A 15800-nucleotide genomic window follows, 5' to 3' on the forward strand; every position below is an offset into this window, starting at 1 on the left:
ACCCGGAACGTTCTCGACAACCGATCAAGCCGTGGCCAGCTTCTGCAACCGCACCCCGCCCCGTTCCTCGGTCATGGTCTGCTCCAGCAATTTCACCATCGCATAGGCCGAATCGATATGCGGCGTGGGTGTCCCGGTCATGCGCGCCAGTTCGATCACCGAGCCGACCAGGGCGTCGATTTCCGGCCCCCGGCCCGCTTCCACGTCCTGCAGCATCGAGGTCTTGTGCTTGCCGATCTTCTCGGCGCCCTCGATACGGCGGTCGAGCGTGACGCGGAACGAGATGCCCAGCTTGGTGGCGACCTCTTCCGCCTCGCGCATCATCTCCGCGGCCAGCTCGCGCGTGAGCGGGTACTGGCAGATATCGACCAGGGTCGAGTGCGCCAGGGCGCTGATCGGGTTGAAGCTGACATTGCCCCATAGCTTGAGCCAGATCTCGGCGCGGATATTGTCCAGCACCGGCGACTTGAAGCCGGCATGCTGGAAGCAGGCCGAGACCGCGTTGACGCGCTCGCTCGTGGTCCCGTCCAGCTCGCCCAGCGGAAAGCGCGCGCCCTCGATGTGCCGGATCACGCCCGGCGCCACCAGTTCGGCCGCCGGATAGACCACGCAGCCGAGCACCCGCTCGGGCGGAATCCGGCGCGCCAGTTCGCCACCGGCGTCGACGCTGTGCACGGTGCGTCCGTCGAACTCGCCGCCATGGCGGTGGAAGTACCAGAACGGGATGCCGTTCTGCATCGTCACCACCACGGTCCGCGGACCGAACAGCTTGCCGATGCGGGCCGACACACCGTCGACCTGGTGCGCCTTCAGCGCCAGGATCACCAGGTCCTGCTCGCCGGCTTCATCGTAGTCGTCGGTGGCGCGCACTTGCGACGCGACCTTTTCTTCGCCGTCCGTTTCGATCAGCTTGATGCCGTTGGCGCGAATCGCCTCCAGGTTGGCTCCTCGAACAATGAACGTCACCTCCTCCCCTGCCAGCGCCAGCCTGGCGCCGACCAGGCCGCCGATTGCCCCTGCTCCAATCACTGCGATTTTCATGACCGCTCCCTAGGTTTTACGCGAAAACTGTCTACTCGAACCGATTGACGAGTCTCCCGATGCCGTCGATCTCGACCTCGACCGTGCTACCCGGCCGCATCGAGCCGACGCCGACCGAGGTGCCGCACAGCAGGATGTCGCCCGCCTCCAATGTCATGTCCTGGGAAATCTTGCTGACCAGTTCCGCCACCGAAAACACCATGTCGTTGACCGGATAGTCCTGGCGTACTTCACCGTTCAGGATGGTGCGCACGACCAGCATCGCCGGATTCAGGCCGGTGGCGATCACCGGGCCGAACGGGCAAAAGGTATCGAAGCCCTTGGCGCGCACCCATTGCGGAAAGGTCGGATCGCGCCCGATGATCTCGCCCACGGTGACGTCGTTGGCGCAGGTATAGCCGAACACGTAATGCTGCGCCTCCTCGACCGCGACGGCGCTGCAGCGGCGCCCGATCACGATCCCCAGCTCGCCCTCGAACGCCACCTTGCCGTCGCACAGCGGCTTGCGGATGGTGCCGCCCGGGGACAGGTAGGAAGTCGACGGCTTCATCAGGTACAGCGGCTCGGCCGGCGGGGCCAGGCCCAGCTTCTGGCCAAGCGCGTGAAAGTTGTTCCACATCGCCAGTACCTTGCCCGGCACGACCGGCGTGAGCACCTCGACCTCGGCCAGGTTGATCGCCAGGTCGGTGCGGCTCGGGCTGTCGAGCATGTCGCCCTTGAAGATCCGGATCTTGTCGCCCTCGAGGGTGCCGAAGCGCACGGTGTCGAGGTGTTGAAAGCGTATCCAGTGTCGGATCATGTGATGTTCTTTCGTACGGCGGGGTCAGGAGGAGTGCCCGGCATGGCGCACGGTTCGGTAGCTGGCCTGATTGTCGAAGAACGCCTCCGGCATATCCTTGACCACGGTTAAGAATCGAAAATCTCCGCCCATAGGGTCGCGTTTATACGCCAATCTGCCGCTGCTGGATCTCGGACCAGTTGATGAAGGCCCCGGGGTTGCAGCCGGCGCCGCTCAGCTGGGCATGGCAGCGCTCCTTGGTGGACAGGATCGCCTCGATCAGGAAATCGGCGTCGTGCGCCGACAAGAGATGCGGCTGATGCTGGGCCAGGTAGTTGCGCAGGCCGGTGCGGTGGTCGTTGCCGGACAGTGCGCTGGCGTAGTGTCCGGCATCCCAGAACCAGCTCAGCCCCAGCTCGTGAAAGGCCGCGTTGTAGGCGTTGCGCTGGGCGTCGGCGCCGGGGTCGTTGCAGATCGTCGTCATGGCAATTCTCCAGATGGGTGGTTGCGGTTGAGCTGTCTGAAAAGCCAGTCTATTCCAACAAAATGATGAGCAATAGTTAAAGTTTTTAGGGATAATCATCCACGAATGCTTATGCATCGGAGGACGGATGAAGAACGCGACACTGCGTCAGCTGAAGGTCTTCGAGGCGGTCGCGCGCCGCCTCAGTTTTTCGCGCGCGGCCAAAGAACTGCACCTGACCCAGCCGGCCGTTTCGACCCAGATCCGCACCCTCGAAGGCCACGTCGGCATGGCCTTGTTCGAGCAACTCGGCAAGAAGATCTACCTGACCCAGGCCGGCGAGGAACTGCTGCACTACAGCCGCGCCATCATCGGCCAGTTCGACGAGGCCGAAGCCGCCATGGCCCAGCTGAAGGGAATCGCCGGCGGCAAGCTGAACGTGGCGGTGATCAGTGCTGGCGACTATTTCTTTCCCCAGCTGATGGTCGCCTTCGCGCGCCAGTATCCGGGCGTGCAGCTCAACCTCACCGTGCACAACCGCGAGGAATTGCTGGGCGAACTGGCCGCCAACCGCACCGACCTGGCCGTGATGGTGCGCCCGCCTGGCGGGCTGGACACGCAGAACGACGCCTTCGCGCCCCACCCTTACGTGATCGTGGGCGCGCCGGACCATCCGCTGGCCGGACGTGGGCCGGTCGCGATGGATGAGCTGATCCGCCAGCTCTTCGTGATGCGCGAACCCGGCTCGGACACCTGGTTCTCGATGCAAGAAGCGTTCGGCAAGCACCTGGGCGAACTGAACGTGGCGATGGAAATCAAGAGCACCGAAACCATCAAGCAGGCGGTCATCGCCGGCATTGGCCTGGGCTTCCTGTCGTTTCACACGATCGGGCGCGAGCTGGCGGCGCGCAGCCTGGTAGTGCTGGAGGCCGAGGGATTTCCCCTGATGCTCAACTGGTATGTCGTGCACCGGCGCGAGAAGCGGCTGCCGCCGGTGGCGCGGGCGTTTCGCCAGTTCTTGCTCGATGAAGGGGCGGAGCGGATCGCCAGATTGATTCCTTCGCCCTAGCCTGATGCACAGTGTCTGGCGCCTCTATCCACCGCAACAGTCTATGATAGAGACCATGCATCAACCGCAGAGTCTTAATTAACAATATTCACATACCCGATATCTGGTATCAAAACTCGAAATTGGCGGCTCTGGGCGGACATCCCTATATTTACACCATTGAACATACCAAACTTCAGGAGCTCAACATGATCAACGCCCCCGCCAATACCACTTACGCACCCGCACAGTCGCACTCGCTGCTGTCGCTGATCGTCGCCTTCCTCACGCTCAACCTGCGCGAGAAGCTCGATCCAGAATACACCGGCCAGGATTCGGACCCGGCTTACTACGGTTGCGGCCTGTAATCTTCCGCTGCAGCGCCAAGGGGCAGCACCTGCAATAGCCCGCCGCGCCAGATCGATAGTCATCACCTGAAGCAGTCACGAGTCATCGTGACTGCTTTTTTTTTGTTTCAAATTCACCTGCTGTAGCAGCGTTGGCAATAATATTTCTACCAGATAGAAATTGTCGTGCTACTCTCAATCCACTTCTTTACTGTTCCGATGAAGTAAACGTTTCTGACCTACCCACCTTGCATAAACCTTGCGTGCAACAATCAGAGGAAAACGATGAAAAGAAAATGGATTGTCATACCGTCCGTGCTGGTAACGCTGGCCTGCGCCCTGTACACCATCGACGTCTGGGTGCCCTTTCTCATGGACCTGAAGCCGAAGCCGGAAATCGTCATCGACAAGCCAACACGCAAGGAGGCGATCACGACGCTGGTCGCGAAGCTGAACGAGCACTATGTCTTCCCCGACAAAGCCAGGCAGATGGAAACGGTCATGCTTGCGCACCTGAAAAACGGCAGGTACGACGCGCTGACGGATGGCGAGCAATTCGCGCGCCAGCTGTCGCTCGACCTGCACGCCGTGACCCGTGATCTGCACATGTCGGTGTGGGCCAGCGCCAAGCCGGTGCCGTACGACCGTGAAATGGGGCCGCCGCCGGCGACGAAAGCGCAATGGAAACAACGCACGCCCACCGCCAGACGCCTGCTGCTGCAGCTTGGCCTGATGCTGGGCAAAGTCGGCAATGTGAAGGTCGATCACCTGGACGACAACATCGGCTATCTGAAACTGGATGAATTTCCTCCTTCTTTCATCATGGCCGAACGCTACGCGGCAGCGATGGGCGAGCTGGCCGACACCGACAGCCTGATCGTCGACTTGCGCGACAACGGCGGCGGCAGCCCGGACACGGTCGCCATGCTGGTCAGTTATTTCGTCGACGGGCGCACCCGCCTGAATGACATCTGGGATCGATCGTCGGGCGTCAGCATGCAGCAGTGGACGCTGGATAAACTCGACGGCAAACCTTACGGCGGCAAGAAGCCGGTCGTGATCCTGGTCGGTCCCGAGACCATGTCCGCCGGCGAGGATTTCGCCTATACGATGCAGGCGCTGAAGCGCGCCACGGTGGTCGGCAAGCCGACCTGGGGCGGCGCCCACCCGACCCGCCTGTTCCGCCTGGGCGAGCACTTTGCCGCCTCGGTCCCGAGCCGCCGCACGATCAGCCCGATTACCGGTTCCAACTGGGAAGGCATGGGTGTGATTCCGGATATCCCGGCGGGGCCGAAGAGTGCGATGGATGTCGCCAGGGACGTGCTGCAGCGGCGGCTGCTGGTCCCGGTCCGGCAGGTCGCCGCGGTGGATTGACGGCGGCGCCCGGTCAGTGCCGCATCAGCGCCCGCACATGCGCTGCGCAGCCGCCGGCCAGCCCCTCGCCGCTGTAGCCGCCTTCCAGGATCGACACGATGCGGCCCTGGCACAGGTCGTCGGCGATCGCCATCACCTCGCGCGTGATCCAGGCGAAGTCCTCGTCCTCCAGGTTCATGTGGGCCAGGGGATCGAGCCGGTGCGCGTCGAACCCGGCCGACACGATGATCAGCTGGGGCATAAAACGCCGCAATGCCGGCAGCAACGTGGCGGCCACGCGCGCGCGGAACAGCGCGCTGCCGCAGCCGGGCGGCAACGGCAGGTTGACGATATTGCCGCTGGCGCCGGTCTCGCCGGCCGCGCCGGTGCCCGGATACAGCGGCGACTGGTGGCTGGAACCGAAGAACAGCTCGGGACGGTGGTAGAACGCGGCTTGCGTGCCATTGCCGTGGTGGACGTCGAAGTCGATCACGGCAACCCGCTGCAGGCCGTGCGTTCGAAGCGCATGGACGGCGGCGATGGCGGCCTGGTTGAAGATGCAGAATCCCATCGCCGCGTCCGGCTCGGCATGATGGCCGCAAGGCCGGGTGGCGCAGAACACGTTGGCGGCCTCGCCCGCCAGCACCGCATCGACGCCGGCACAGGCGGCGCCGACGCAGCGCATCACCGCCTCCCAGCTGCCGGGCGACATCAGGGTGTCGCCGCCGTCGAGCGCTACAAGGCCGCTGCTGGGCGCCGCGGCGGCGATCGCGTCGACATACTCGGCGCGGTGCACCAGCAACACCTGCTCGCGCATGCCGGCCGGCGCCTGGCGCCAGGCCAGGTCTTCGAATTCCGGCTGGCGCAGCGCCTCCATCACCACCTGCAGGCGCTGCGGCGACTCCGGATGGCCGGTGCCGGGAATATGCGCCAGGCAGGCCTCATGATGAAACACCCAGGTAGACATGACATTCCCCCGTGGCCGGCGTCAAGCGGCATCTGGTGCGGCGGCGATGGCATGGTTCGACATGCGTTCGATCGCCTGGCACAGCGCCGAGTGATCGAGCTGCGCCATGCCGTGCGCGGCGCAGGAATTCATCAGCTCCTGCGCGGCAGCGGTGTTCGGCAGCGAGATACCGAGGCTCTTCGCGCCCTGCAGCGCCAGGTTCAGGTCCTTCTGGTGCAGCTCGATCCGGAAGCCCGGTGCGAAGGTGCGCTTGACCATGCGCTCGCCGTGCACTTCCAGGATGCGCGAGGCGGCAAAACCGCCCATCAGCGCCTGCCGTACCCGGGCCGGGTCGGCGCCGGCCTTGGAGGCGAACAGCAGCGCTTCCGCCACCGCCTGGATGTTCAGTGCGACGATGATCTGGTTGGCCACCTTGGTGGTCTGGCCGTCGCCGTTGCCGCCCACCAGCGTGATGTTCTTGCCCATCAGCTCGAACAGCGGCCTGACCCGGTCGAACGCCTCTTGCGCACCGCCCACCATGATGGTGAGCGAGGCGGCGCGCGCGCCCACTTCGCCGCCCGACACCGGCGCGTCGAGGTAGTCGCACTGGCGTTTGTTGATCTTCTTCGCGAACTCCTTGGTCGCCATCGGCGAGATCGAACTCATGTCGACCACGATCTTGCCGGGCGTGAGCCCGGCGGCCACGCCGTCGGCGCCGAACAGCACTTCTTCCACCTGCGGGGTGTCGGGCACCATCACGATGACGACGTCGGCGCGTTTGGCCACCTCGGTGGCATTGGTGCAGACGGTGGCGCCGGCTTCGACCAGCGCCAGCGGCGGATTTTTCACATCGTGCAGGTGCAGCTTGCAGCCGCCCGCCTGCAGATTGGCGGCCATGGGGCCGCCCATGATGCCCAGGCCAATGAATCCTACTTTCGTCATGATCGTCTCCAGGTGTGAGTGATTGCGCAGCGCTATACGAACCGTGCCTGCATGCCGGACCTACAGGCCGTGTTCCGCGATCCAGCCCAGCCCCTGCCCGGTGCCGGCCTGCGGCTTGTATTCGCAGCCGACCCAGCCGGTGTAGCCGATCTCGTCGAGCATGCCGAGCAGGTAGCGGTAATTGATCTCGCCCGTGCCCGGCTCGCCGCGGCCCGGATTGTCGGCCAGCTGGACGTGGCCGATCAGCCTGAGGTTGGCCTTGATCGTCGCCGCCAGTTCGCCTTCCATGCGCTGCATGTGATAGATGTCGTACTGCAGGAACAGATTGTCCGAGCCGGTCTCGCCAATGATGTCCAGCGCCTGGCGCGTCCCGCGCAGGAAGAAGCCGGGGATGTCGAAGGTGTTGATCGGCTCGACCAGCAGGCGGATGTCCTCGCGCTTCAAGCGGTCGGCGGCGAACTTCAGGTTCGACACCAGGGTGGAACGCGCCTCGCCGGGCGTGACGCCTTGCGGCACGATGCCGGCCAGGCAGTTGAGCTGCTTGACGCCGAGCGCCCTGGCATAGTCGATCGCCTTGCCGACGCCGTCCTGGAATTCGGTCTCGCGCCCGGGATGGCAGGCGATGCCGCGCTCGCCGCCGGCCCAGTCGCCGGCCGGCAGGTTGTGCAGCACCAGCTTGAGGCGCCACGCGTCGAGCCGGTCGGCGATTTCTTCTGCTCGGTGCGCATACGGGAACAGGAATTCGACGCCGCGAAAGCCGGCACGGGCGGCGTGGCCGAAGCGGTCGAGGAAGTCGACCTCGTTGAACAGCATGGTCAGGTTGGCGGCAAGCTTGGTCATGGCGGCTCCTTTTGTCACTCGACGTCCAGGACTTCGTTGAACTCGTTGAGCGCGTCGATCTCGGTGCCCATCGCGATATTGGTGACGCGCTCGAGGATGATCTCGACCACCACCGGCACGCCGTGCTGCGCCATCAATGCGCGCGCGCGCTCGAAGGCCGGGATGATGTCGTCGGGGCGGAACACCCGCAGCGCCTTGCAGCCCAGGCCCTCGACCACGGCCACGTGATCGACGCCATAGCCTTCCAGTTCCGGCGCATTCACGTTCTCGAACGCCAGCTGGACGCAGTAATCCATCTCGAAGCCGCGCTGCGCCTGGCGGATCAGGCCGAGGTAGGCGTTATTCACCAGCACGTGGATGTAGGGCAGCTTGAACTGGGCCGCCACCGCCAGCTCCTCGATCAGGAACTGGAAGTCGTAGTCGCCCGAGATGGCGACGATGTCGGCGTCGGGATCGGCCACGCGCACGCCCAGCGCCGCCGGGATGGTCCAGCCCAGGGGGCCGGCCTGGCCGCAGTTGATCCAGTGGCGCGGGTGGTGCACGTGCAAAAACTGGGCGGCGGCGATCTGCGACAGGCCGATGCTGGCCACATAGCGCACGTCGCGTCCGAAGTATGCGTTCATCTCGTGATACACGCGCAGCGGCTTGACCGGCACGTCCTCATAGTCGCTCTTTCTGAGCATGGTGCGCTTGCGTTCCTGGCAGGCGCCCAGCCACTCGGAGCGGTCGACGAGGCGGCCACTGGCACGCCACTCGCGGGCAACGTCCACCAGCAGTTCCAGCGCCGCCCTGGCGTCGGACACGATGCCGAAATCGGGACCGAACACGCGCCCGATCTGGGTCGGCTCGATGTCGATGTGGACGAACGTGCGGTCCTTGGTGAACACCTCGATGCCGCCGGTATGGCGGTTGGCCCAGCGGTTGCCGATGCCCATCACGAAGTCGGACGCCAGCAGCGTGGCGTTGCCGTAGCGGTGGCTGGTCTGCAGGCCCGCCATGCCGGCCATCTGCGGATGGTCGTCGGGAATCGCGCCCCACCCCATCAGGGTCGGGATCACCGGCACCCCGGTGATCTCCGCGAACTCGACCAGCAGCGCGGCGGCGTCGGCGTTGATGATGCCGCCGCCGGCCGTGATCAGGGGCCGCTGCGAGCCGTTCAGCATCTCGAGCGCTTTCTCGACCTGGGCGCGGGTGGCTTTCGGCTTGTGCGGCGCCAGCGATGCGTAGGTGTCGGCGTCGAACTCGATCTGCGCCATCTGCACGTCGATCGGCAGGTCGATCAGCACCGGGCCGGGCCGGCCGGAGCGCATCAGGTGGAAGGCTTGCTGGAACACGCGCGGCACCAGGGCCGGCTCGCGCACGGTGACGGCCCACTTGGTGACCGGCCGGGCGATGGACTCGATGTCGACCGCCTGGAAGTCTTCCTTGTACAGGCGGGCGCGCGGCGCCTGGCCGGTAATGCAAAGGATAGGTATCGAATCGGCCTGGGCCGAATACAGGCCGGTGATCATGTCGGTGCCGGCCGGCCCCGAGGTGCCGATGCACACGCCCAGGTTGCCAGCCTTCGCGCGGGTATAGCCCTCGGCCATGTGCGAGGCGCCCTCGACGTGGCGCGCCAGGTAGTGGCGGATGCTGTCGCGTTTTTTCAGCGCCGCATAGAAGGGATTGATGGCCGCGCCGGGCACGCCGAAGGCAACCTCGACGCCCTCTTTTTCCATCACCAGCACCGCTGCCTCTGCTGCCGTCATCTTTGCCATTACCTGCCTCCAGGTTCACGAAGAGTCAACGCACGATGACCCTTATGCTAGAGCGTCGCAGCAGACCTGATAAGACCACAAAAAGTAGGTGTATTCGATCTCTCAGGTATGGAATACTGCAGACATGGACAAGCTCAAACAGATGTGCGCCTTCGTGGACGCGGTCGACAAGGGCAGCCTGGCGCGCGCCGCGCTGGGCCAGAACGTCACGCCGGTGATGCTGGGTCGACGCATCGATGCGCTGGAACGGCGCCTCGGCGTCAAGCTGCTGCACCGGACCACGCGCCACCTGACGCTGACCGAGTCGGGGGCGCTATTCCTCGAGCATTGCCGCAAGCTGCTGGCCGACATGGAGATAGCCGAGACCATCGTCTCCGAAGTGCGCGACCAGGCCAGCGGCCACCTGATCGTGTCGGCGCCGGCGGCGTTCGGACGGCTGCACGTGGCGCCGCACGCCCCGGCTTTTCTGGCGGCCAATCCGAAAGTGCAGATCTCGTTCAACCTCACCGACCACGTGGTCGACCTGGTGCGCGAAGGCTATGAGCTGGGGATCAGGATCGGCGGCGTGCTCGATCCGAACTTCGTCGCGGTGCGGCTGGCCACCAACCGGCGCGTGGTGTGCGGCACCCCGGACTACTTCGCGCGCTGCGGTGTGCCGCGCACGCTCGACGAGCTGGCGCAGCACAACTGCCTGGCCTTCAACCTGCAGGGCGGGCAGCAGCGCGGCTGGTACTTCCAGAAGGACGGCAAGCCGGTGACGGTCAAGGTCAACGGCAACCTCGATTGCAACGACGGCGAACTGCTGCACCGCTGGGCGGGCGAAGGACTGGGGCTGGCCTGGCGCTCGACCTGGGAGATCCAGGCGCAACTGGCGGCCGGCGAACTGGTGACGGTGCTCGACGAATATGCGCTGCCGGACTACGACATCATGGCGGTCTACATGCAGCAGCGCCACCTGCCGGCGCGGGTGCGGCGCTTCATCGACACGCTGAAGGCGGTGTACGCCGCGCCGGGGTACTGGACACGGCCAGTAGCGGCACGGCCAGTAGCGGCACGGCCTGTAACGGCACGGCCGGTCGTGCGCTAGATCTAGATGACCCGCTCTTCGCGCAGCAGCGCGATCTGCTCGCGCGAGTAGCCCAGGTCGGCCAGCACTTCATCGGTGTGCTCGCCCAGCAGCGGCGAGCGGCGCACCTCGGTCGGGCTGTCGGACAGCTTGATCGGGTTGCCCACGCTGAGATACGGCCCGCGCTCGGGATGATCGACTTCGACGATGGTGCCGGTGGCGCGCAGCGACGGCTCCTCGGCGATTTCCTTCATCGACAGGATCGGACCGCACGGGATGTCGTATTTGTTCAGGATATCCATCGCCTCGAACTTGGTCAGCGTGGTGCTCCATTCCTCGACCGTGGCGAAGATCGACATCAGGCGCGGCAGGCGCGCCTTCGGCGTTGCATACTCCGGGTCGGTAATCCACTCCTCGCGCCCGATCAGCTTGCAGACCGACGGCCATACCTGGGCCTGGGCGATGAAGTAGATATAGGCGTTGGGATCATTCTCCCAGCCCTTGCACTTGAGGATCCAGCCGGGTTGGCCGCCGCCGAAAGCATTGCCGGCGCGGGGCACGGATTCGCCGAACTGGCCGCCCGCGAACTGCGGATATTCTTCCATCACGCCATTGCGCTCGAGCCGCTGCTGGTCGCGCAGCTTGACCCGGCACAGGTTCAGCACGGCGTCCTGCATCGAGGTCAGCACCTTCTGGCCGCGCCCCGTGGTGTTGCGCTGGTACAGGGCGGTGACGATGCCCAGCGCCAGGTGCAGGCCGCTGCCGCTGTCGCCGATCTGGGCCCCGCTGACCAGCGGCGGGCCATCGTCGAAGCCGGTGGTGGCGGCCGCGCCGCCGGTGCACTGGGCCACGTTTTCATACACCTTGCAGTGCTCGTAGGGGCCGGGGCCGAAGCCCTTGACCGAGGCCACGATCATGCGCGGATTGAGTTCCTGGATCCGTTCCCAGCTGAAGCCCATGCGGTCCAACGCGCCGGGTGCGAAATTTTCCACCAGCACGTCGCATTGCTTGATCAGGGTCTCCAGCACTTCCTTGCCGGCCGGCCGCTTGGCGTCGAGCGTCATCGAGCGCTTGTTATGGTTGAGCATGGTGAAGTACAGGCTGTCCACGCCGGCGATGTCGCGCAGCTGGCCGCGCGTCGCATCGCCCTCGCCGGCGCGCTCGACCTTGATGACGTCGGCGCCGAACCAGGCCAATAGCTGGGTACAGGTGGGTCCGGACTGGACATGGGTGAAATCGAGAATGCGAACGCCTTCCAACGCCTTGCCCATACCAGTTTCCTCCGAAGATTGAACTCTAGGTGATTGAATTCTGCGCTCAGCCATACCTGCGTGCAAGCCCTACCCGCGTGGCATCAAACTCATCGACTCATCATAGCGGCGTGGGTCCGGCGCTCTCAATGACCGAAGTCAAGATTTAATGATCGGTGTTTTCGTTCAGTGAAGGCATAAAAAAACGGGCTTCCGAAGAAGCCCGTTCTTTCGCCAGCCTGGGCCGGCGCGAACGCCGTCACGCAGGCAGCGCACCTCCCTGGGCCACCGCGCTTTCTTTCGCGTACAGGCTCTTCGAGTAGGTGACGTGATTGCGCAGCACGGGCCGCAGCACCGTGATCGCCAGCAGCGCCGCGGTCAGGTCCATGATGGCGACGGTGTAGAGGACGGTCGACCAGGTGCCGGTCGCCTCCATCATCAGGTTGCCGACCGGGACGAACAGCGCGCCGATCCCCTTCGCGGTGTACAGCACGCCGTAGATCTTGCCGATGTGCCTGGTACCGAAGGCGTCGCCGGCCAGGGCCGAGAACAGCGAGTACACTTCGCCCCACGCCAGGAACACGACGCCGGACAGGATCAGGAAGGCATACGGATTGCTGCCGAAGTAGCCGAGCGCGATGATGCCGCAGCCTTCCAGCGTGAAGGCGATGACCATGGTCTTCTCGCGCCCGATGTGGTCCGATATCCAGCCGAACAGCGGTCGCGAGATGCCGTTCATGATACGGTCGAGCATCAGGGCCAGCGGCAGGGCCGCCATCACGAAGAAGTGCAGGTCGACCTGGAATTCCTTCACGCCCAGATCCTTGGCGATCACGCCCAGCTGCGCCACCGCCATCATGCCGCCGGTGACCACCAGCACGAACATCACCAGCATCAGCCAGAACAGCTTGGTGCTCAGCGCTTCCTTGAGAGTGTAGTCGTGCGTGGTCTGCATCAGCTTGCTCGACTTCCTGACCTCGCTCGAACCCGGCGAGCGCAGGAACCAGGCGGCGACAAAGGCGAGCGAGCCCTGCAGGATGCCGAAGAACAGGAAGGTTTGCTGGAAGCCCGACGACTCGATCATGGCCGCGATCGGCAGGATGGTCGCGGCCGAACCGGCGCCATAACCACCGGCCGTGAGGCCGACGGCCAGGCCGCGGCGATCCGGGAACCACTTGATCGCGTTGTTGATGCAGGTGGCGTAGATCGAGCCGACGCCGATGCCGCCGACGGCCGCGCCGACATAGAAGCCGGCCAGCGTGGTGGCCTGCGAATTGATGATCCAGGCCAGGCCGATGAAGACTGCGCCGAAGGCGACCATCATGCGCGGGCCGAACTTGTCGATGAAGTAGCCTTCGAGCGGTGCGAGCCAGGTCTGGACGATGACGAACAGCGTGAAGGCGACCTGGATGCTGGCGCGCGACCAGCCATAGGTTTCCTCGATCTCGGGCACGAACAAGGTCCACGCATACTGGATATTCGCGGTGGCGATCATGCAGATGACGCCGACGGCAAGCTGTATCCAGCGTGTGCTGTCGGAGACCGGTTGAGGTGGGCGAAGCGCCGCTGCCGATGAAGTAGTCATTTGGCGCTCCCCTGATCGGTGTGGTCTCTTCCTTCGGAATATGCTGACGGATATGCGGGTGGCTGTGCCCCCGGCTTGGCTATGGTTTCCAGCATTTCATGTCTCCATTATTATGGTGTGATGGTCATGCTTCACGTCGAGCCTCGGTCTTTTTCCCTGGACTCGCGTTCCAACCCCTACGCCGTTTTTCACTACATTTCTCACTACACGGTTAAAGCAGCAGTACCGAACGCAGCGTCAGGATGCTGATGGCGGCAGGATTGCCCGCCCGGCGTAACAGCCTTTGACGACGGCGTTCTCTTGATCGTGAATGTCCGCTGTTGCCGCTCTCCTCATATCGCAAGTTAATGTCTTCGACGACCGCAAACTCCAATTGCGTTCCCCCCTTTCACCCCTGGCGCCGGAGTTGGCGATGCCGCATCGCGCGGTTTGGAAAACGGTGAAAGTGAGGTGATGTTGCTGGAGCCGATTTTGAGAATCATTGACCGCGGTTATGTTTCAACTATTTTTTTCGGTCGCTGGCCGGCGGCTTTGACGCGGCAAACGCCAGCCGCGCTGACGCGAAAGCGCCATGCCTATGCAGGCTGGTTCTTGTAGCCGAGGATTTCGCGCGAACGCACGATGCGACGACATGCTGGCGCGGGTGCTGCAGCCGGGTAAGCGGCGAATGGATTAATCTCCGCCGCCGCCACCGCAGCCACCGCCGCACCCACCACCGTCGCCACCGCCGCTGCCGCCATCCGAGTCTGCCCCGCCGCCATCCAGGTCGGCGCCGCCGTCCACCAGCATGGCATGCCCATGGCCCGCGCCCAGGTGCCTGCCGAGGGCCTGCTCGTACATCATCTGGCTGATGAACCCCGCCGCCAGCAAGGCGCGCAAGCTCAATGCCGGATGGGTGGCGCCGTCATACCGGTAGCGTCCCTCGGCATTGAGGCGGGCATAGTCGATGTTGAAGCCGCGTTGGCGGTAGGCGTGACCGAGCGGCATGCGCAGTCTGGAATCGAGTTCGAACAGGCGCGGCAGTCGCGCGGCATGGGCCGGGATGCCGTCGCTGTGACGGCAGGCGACCAGCGTGCGCGGCAGCGCCAGGGCGTCGAGCGCCTCCTGCGGCAGATGCGCTACCGGCGCCTGGAAATGACGCCGGCAAAAGCGCGCCAGATCGTCCTCGTCCCAGCGCAGCCAGGCATGCCACACCGAGTCCGCCGCCAGCGAAGGCAGCGCGTAAGAGGTATGCGCCGTCTGCGCGATCTCGAAGAAATTCATCAGCCCTTCGGCGGCGCGGATGAAAAACAGGTCGCTGAGCGGAATGCCCGGGAATTCGAGCGGTGCGTGCCTGAACCAGGCGGCGCGCAGCTCCGGCGCCATGTCCCCGAGCTGGCTCCGGTAGCGCGAACGGCGCCGATGGAGCGATGCGCGCAACAGGTCGATCGGTTTCATGGGAAGCTCCGTATGCATTCGACATGGACAGTGAGCCGAAACCGGCAGCGGGCGACGGGTTATCCCGGCACTGCCGAGTTCCACCCGCCATCATCGCCCTTATTTGTCCTCGAAATGTAATGAACTGTCACACAAACCCCAAGAATATGCTTTCCGGTCACTTGGTCTTATACAATGACGGACGGAGGAGAAATTGCATGTACCGAGTGATGTTGGTGGAAGACGATGCCCGACTGGCCGAGCTGGTCACGGAATACCTGTCCGGCTATGAGTTCGCCGTCGACGTGATCACGCGCGGCGACGTGGCGCTGGAGCGCTTCAAGGAACTCAATCCCGACGTCGTCGTCCTCGACCTGATGCTGCCCGGCCTGGACGGCATGGTGGTGTGCCGCCAGATCCGCGAACTCTCGGACGTGCCGATCCTGATCCTGACCGCGCGCGAAGATTCCTACGACGAAGTCTCGGGCCTGGAACAGGGCGCCGACGATTTCGTCAACAAGCCGGTGCAGCCGCGCGTGCTGCTGGCGCGCCTGCGCGCCCTGCTGCGCCGCACCCAGGCCAAGACCGGCGTCGACGCCCGCGTGCTGCAGTTCGGCGCGCTGCGCATCGTGACCAGTGACCGCAGCGTGGTCTGGCGCGGCCAGCCGTGCGTGCTGTCGAATACCGAATACAAGCTGCTGCTGGTGCTGGCCGAGGCGGCCGGCCGCGTGCTGTCGCGCGACGCCCTGCTCAAAAAAATGCGCGGCATCGAGTTCGACGGCCTGGACCGCAGCATCGACAACTGCATTTCCAAGCTGCGCCGCAAGTTCGACGACGCCGAGTCGGAAAAGATCAAGACGGTGTGGGGCGAAGGCTACCTGTTCTCGCCATCGGCCTGGAACTGAGCACCGACCGCGGCAAGGTCGCGGTAACATCGCGCTACTCTGAGTGATGCGCGGCTTCCAGGC

The 15800-nt window shown here is 64.5% G+C and carries 15 protein-coding genes; 5 read left to right on the top strand and 10 right to left on the bottom strand.

What is annotated here, in order from left to right; genetic code table 11:
• Window positions 1-24 precede the first annotated feature (24 nt).
• The 3 genes from QPK27_RS06435 to QPK27_RS06445 all read right to left on the bottom strand — a co-directional run bounded on the left by QPK27_RS06435 (window position 25) and on the right by QPK27_RS06445 (window position 2303).
• Entirely contained in the window at window positions 25-1041 is a 1017-nt protein-coding gene (locus tag QPK27_RS06435; protein WP_290417375.1) for a 2-dehydropantoate 2-reductase, read from the bottom strand.
• A gap of 31 nt (window positions 1042-1072) precedes the next feature.
• Window positions 1073-1840 (bottom strand): fumarylacetoacetate hydrolase family protein, encoded by a 768-nt coding sequence (locus QPK27_RS06440; RefSeq protein ID WP_290417376.1) that lies wholly within the window; start codon window positions 1838-1840, stop codon window positions 1073-1075.
• 142 nt (window positions 1841-1982) lie between these two features.
• On the bottom strand, window positions 1983-2303 hold the full coding sequence (locus tag QPK27_RS06445; protein WP_290417377.1) for a hypothetical protein: 321 nt from the start codon (window positions 2301-2303) through the stop codon (window positions 1983-1985).
• A 127-nt stretch (window positions 2304-2430) separates the two neighbouring features.
• On the opposite strand from QPK27_RS06445, the gene QPK27_RS06450 reads away from it, so the two are divergent.
• The 3 genes from QPK27_RS06450 to QPK27_RS06460 all read left to right on the top strand — a co-directional run bounded on the left by QPK27_RS06450 (window position 2431) and on the right by QPK27_RS06460 (window position 5051).
• Window positions 2431-3351, top strand: a complete 921-nt coding sequence (locus QPK27_RS06450; RefSeq protein ID WP_290417378.1) for a LysR family transcriptional regulator — start codon at window positions 2431-2433, stop codon at window positions 3349-3351.
• A 188-nt stretch (window positions 3352-3539) separates the two neighbouring features.
• On the top strand, window positions 3540-3698 hold the full coding sequence (locus QPK27_RS06455) for a hypothetical protein (RefSeq protein ID WP_290417379.1): 159 nt from the start codon (window positions 3540-3542) through the stop codon (window positions 3696-3698).
• A 264-nt stretch (window positions 3699-3962) separates the two neighbouring features.
• The gene (locus QPK27_RS06460; RefSeq protein ID WP_290417380.1) at window positions 3963-5051 is read left to right on the top strand and encodes a S41 family peptidase; all 1089 of its coding nucleotides are present in this window, start codon (window positions 3963-3965) and stop codon (window positions 5049-5051) included.
• Window positions 5052-5064: 13 nt separating this feature from the next.
• Here QPK27_RS06460 and QPK27_RS06465 read toward each other — a convergent pair whose 3' ends face one another.
• Genes QPK27_RS06465 through gcl form a run of 4 tightly spaced genes read right to left on the bottom strand, consistent with a single transcriptional unit; the run spans window position 5065 to window position 9515 of the window.
• Complete coding sequence (locus QPK27_RS06465; protein WP_290417381.1) at window positions 5065-5997, bottom strand: histone deacetylase family protein; 933 nt, start codon at window positions 5995-5997, stop codon at window positions 5065-5067.
• A 21-nt stretch (window positions 5998-6018) separates the two neighbouring features.
• On the bottom strand, window positions 6019-6918 hold the full coding sequence (gene glxR / locus QPK27_RS06470) for a 2-hydroxy-3-oxopropionate reductase (RefSeq protein WP_290417382.1): 900 nt from the start codon (window positions 6916-6918) through the stop codon (window positions 6019-6021).
• Window positions 6919-6978: 60 nt separating this feature from the next.
• Window positions 6979-7758 carry a hydroxypyruvate isomerase gene (hyi, locus tag QPK27_RS06475; protein WP_290417383.1) on the bottom strand — a complete coding sequence of 260 codons (780 nt, stop codon included), beginning with the start codon at window positions 7756-7758 and terminating at the stop codon, window positions 6979-6981.
• A gap of 14 nt (window positions 7759-7772) precedes the next feature.
• Window positions 7773-9515, bottom strand: a complete 1743-nt coding sequence (gene gcl / locus QPK27_RS06480; protein ID WP_290417384.1) for a glyoxylate carboligase — start codon at window positions 9513-9515, stop codon at window positions 7773-7775.
• Window positions 9516-9639: 124 nt separating this feature from the next.
• Between gcl and QPK27_RS06485 the strand changes: the two genes are divergently transcribed.
• On the top strand, window positions 9640-10602 hold the full coding sequence (locus tag QPK27_RS06485) for a LysR family transcriptional regulator (protein ID WP_290417385.1): 963 nt from the start codon (window positions 9640-9642) through the stop codon (window positions 10600-10602).
• Window positions 10603-10604: 2 nt separating this feature from the next.
• On the opposite strand, the gene frc is transcribed toward QPK27_RS06485, so the two are convergent.
• The 3 genes from frc to QPK27_RS06500 all read right to left on the bottom strand — a co-directional run bounded on the left by frc (window position 10605) and on the right by QPK27_RS06500 (window position 14853).
• Window positions 10605-11852: a formyl-CoA transferase gene (gene frc / locus QPK27_RS06490; protein WP_290417386.1), complete on the bottom strand. Its 1248-nt coding sequence runs from the start codon at window positions 11850-11852 to the stop codon at window positions 10605-10607.
• Between the two features lie 238 nt (window positions 11853-12090).
• The gene (gene oxlT, locus QPK27_RS06495) at window positions 12091-13416 is read right to left on the bottom strand and encodes an oxalate/formate MFS antiporter (RefSeq protein ID WP_290417387.1); all 1326 of its coding nucleotides are present in this window, start codon (window positions 13414-13416) and stop codon (window positions 12091-12093) included.
• Window positions 13417-14088: 672 nt separating this feature from the next.
• Window positions 14089-14853 carry a hypothetical protein gene (locus QPK27_RS06500; RefSeq protein ID WP_290417388.1) on the bottom strand — a complete coding sequence of 255 codons (765 nt, stop codon included), beginning with the start codon at window positions 14851-14853 and terminating at the stop codon, window positions 14089-14091.
• A gap of 197 nt (window positions 14854-15050) precedes the next feature.
• On the opposite strand from QPK27_RS06500, the gene QPK27_RS06505 reads away from it, so the two are divergent.
• On the top strand, window positions 15051-15737 hold the full coding sequence (locus QPK27_RS06505) for a response regulator (RefSeq protein ID WP_290417389.1): 687 nt from the start codon (window positions 15051-15053) through the stop codon (window positions 15735-15737).
• The last annotated feature ends 63 nt before the right edge of the window (window positions 15738-15800 follow it).

Source organism: Massilia sp. YIM B02443, assembly GCF_030411955.1.
Lineage (GTDB): Bacteria > Pseudomonadota > Gammaproteobacteria > Burkholderiales > Burkholderiaceae_D > Telluria.

What these genes read in the sequence shown, in the direction of transcription:
- QPK27_RS06435 (WP_290417375.1), bottom strand. Translation starts at nt 1,041, where the DNA reads ATGAAAATCGCAGTGATTGGAGCAGGGGCAATCGGCGGCCTGGTCGGC.
- QPK27_RS06440 (WP_290417376.1), bottom strand. Translation starts at nt 1,840, where the DNA reads ATGATCCGACACTGGATACGCTTTCAACACCTCGACACCGTGCGCTTC.
- QPK27_RS06445 (WP_290417377.1), bottom strand. Translation starts at nt 2,303, where the DNA reads ATGACGACGATCTGCAACGACCCCGGCGCCGACGCCCAGCGCAACGCC.
- QPK27_RS06450 (WP_290417378.1), top strand. Translation starts at nt 2,431, where the DNA reads ATGAAGAACGCGACACTGCGTCAGCTGAAGGTCTTCGAGGCGGTCGCG.
- QPK27_RS06455 (WP_290417379.1), top strand. Translation starts at nt 3,540, where the DNA reads ATGATCAACGCCCCCGCCAATACCACTTACGCACCCGCACAGTCGCAC.
- QPK27_RS06460 (WP_290417380.1), top strand. Translation starts at nt 3,963, where the DNA reads ATGAAAAGAAAATGGATTGTCATACCGTCCGTGCTGGTAACGCTGGCC.
- QPK27_RS06465 (WP_290417381.1), bottom strand. Translation starts at nt 5,997, where the DNA reads ATGTCTACCTGGGTGTTTCATCATGAGGCCTGCCTGGCGCATATTCCC.
- glxR (WP_290417382.1), bottom strand. Translation starts at nt 6,918, where the DNA reads ATGACGAAAGTAGGATTCATTGGCCTGGGCATCATGGGCGGCCCCATG.
- hyi (WP_290417383.1), bottom strand. Translation starts at nt 7,758, where the DNA reads ATGACCAAGCTTGCCGCCAACCTGACCATGCTGTTCAACGAGGTCGAC.
- gcl (WP_290417384.1), bottom strand. Translation starts at nt 9,515, where the DNA reads ATGGCAAAGATGACGGCAGCAGAGGCAGCGGTGCTGGTGATGGAAAAA.
- QPK27_RS06485 (WP_290417385.1), top strand. Translation starts at nt 9,640, where the DNA reads ATGGACAAGCTCAAACAGATGTGCGCCTTCGTGGACGCGGTCGACAAG.
- frc (WP_290417386.1), bottom strand. Translation starts at nt 11,852, where the DNA reads ATGGGCAAGGCGTTGGAAGGCGTTCGCATTCTCGATTTCACCCATGTC.
- oxlT (WP_290417387.1), bottom strand. Translation starts at nt 13,416, where the DNA reads ATGACTACTTCATCGGCAGCGGCGCTTCGCCCACCTCAACCGGTCTCC.
- QPK27_RS06500 (WP_290417388.1), bottom strand. Translation starts at nt 14,853, where the DNA reads ATGAAACCGATCGACCTGTTGCGCGCATCGCTCCATCGGCGCCGTTCG.
- QPK27_RS06505 (WP_290417389.1), top strand. Translation starts at nt 15,051, where the DNA reads ATGTACCGAGTGATGTTGGTGGAAGACGATGCCCGACTGGCCGAGCTG.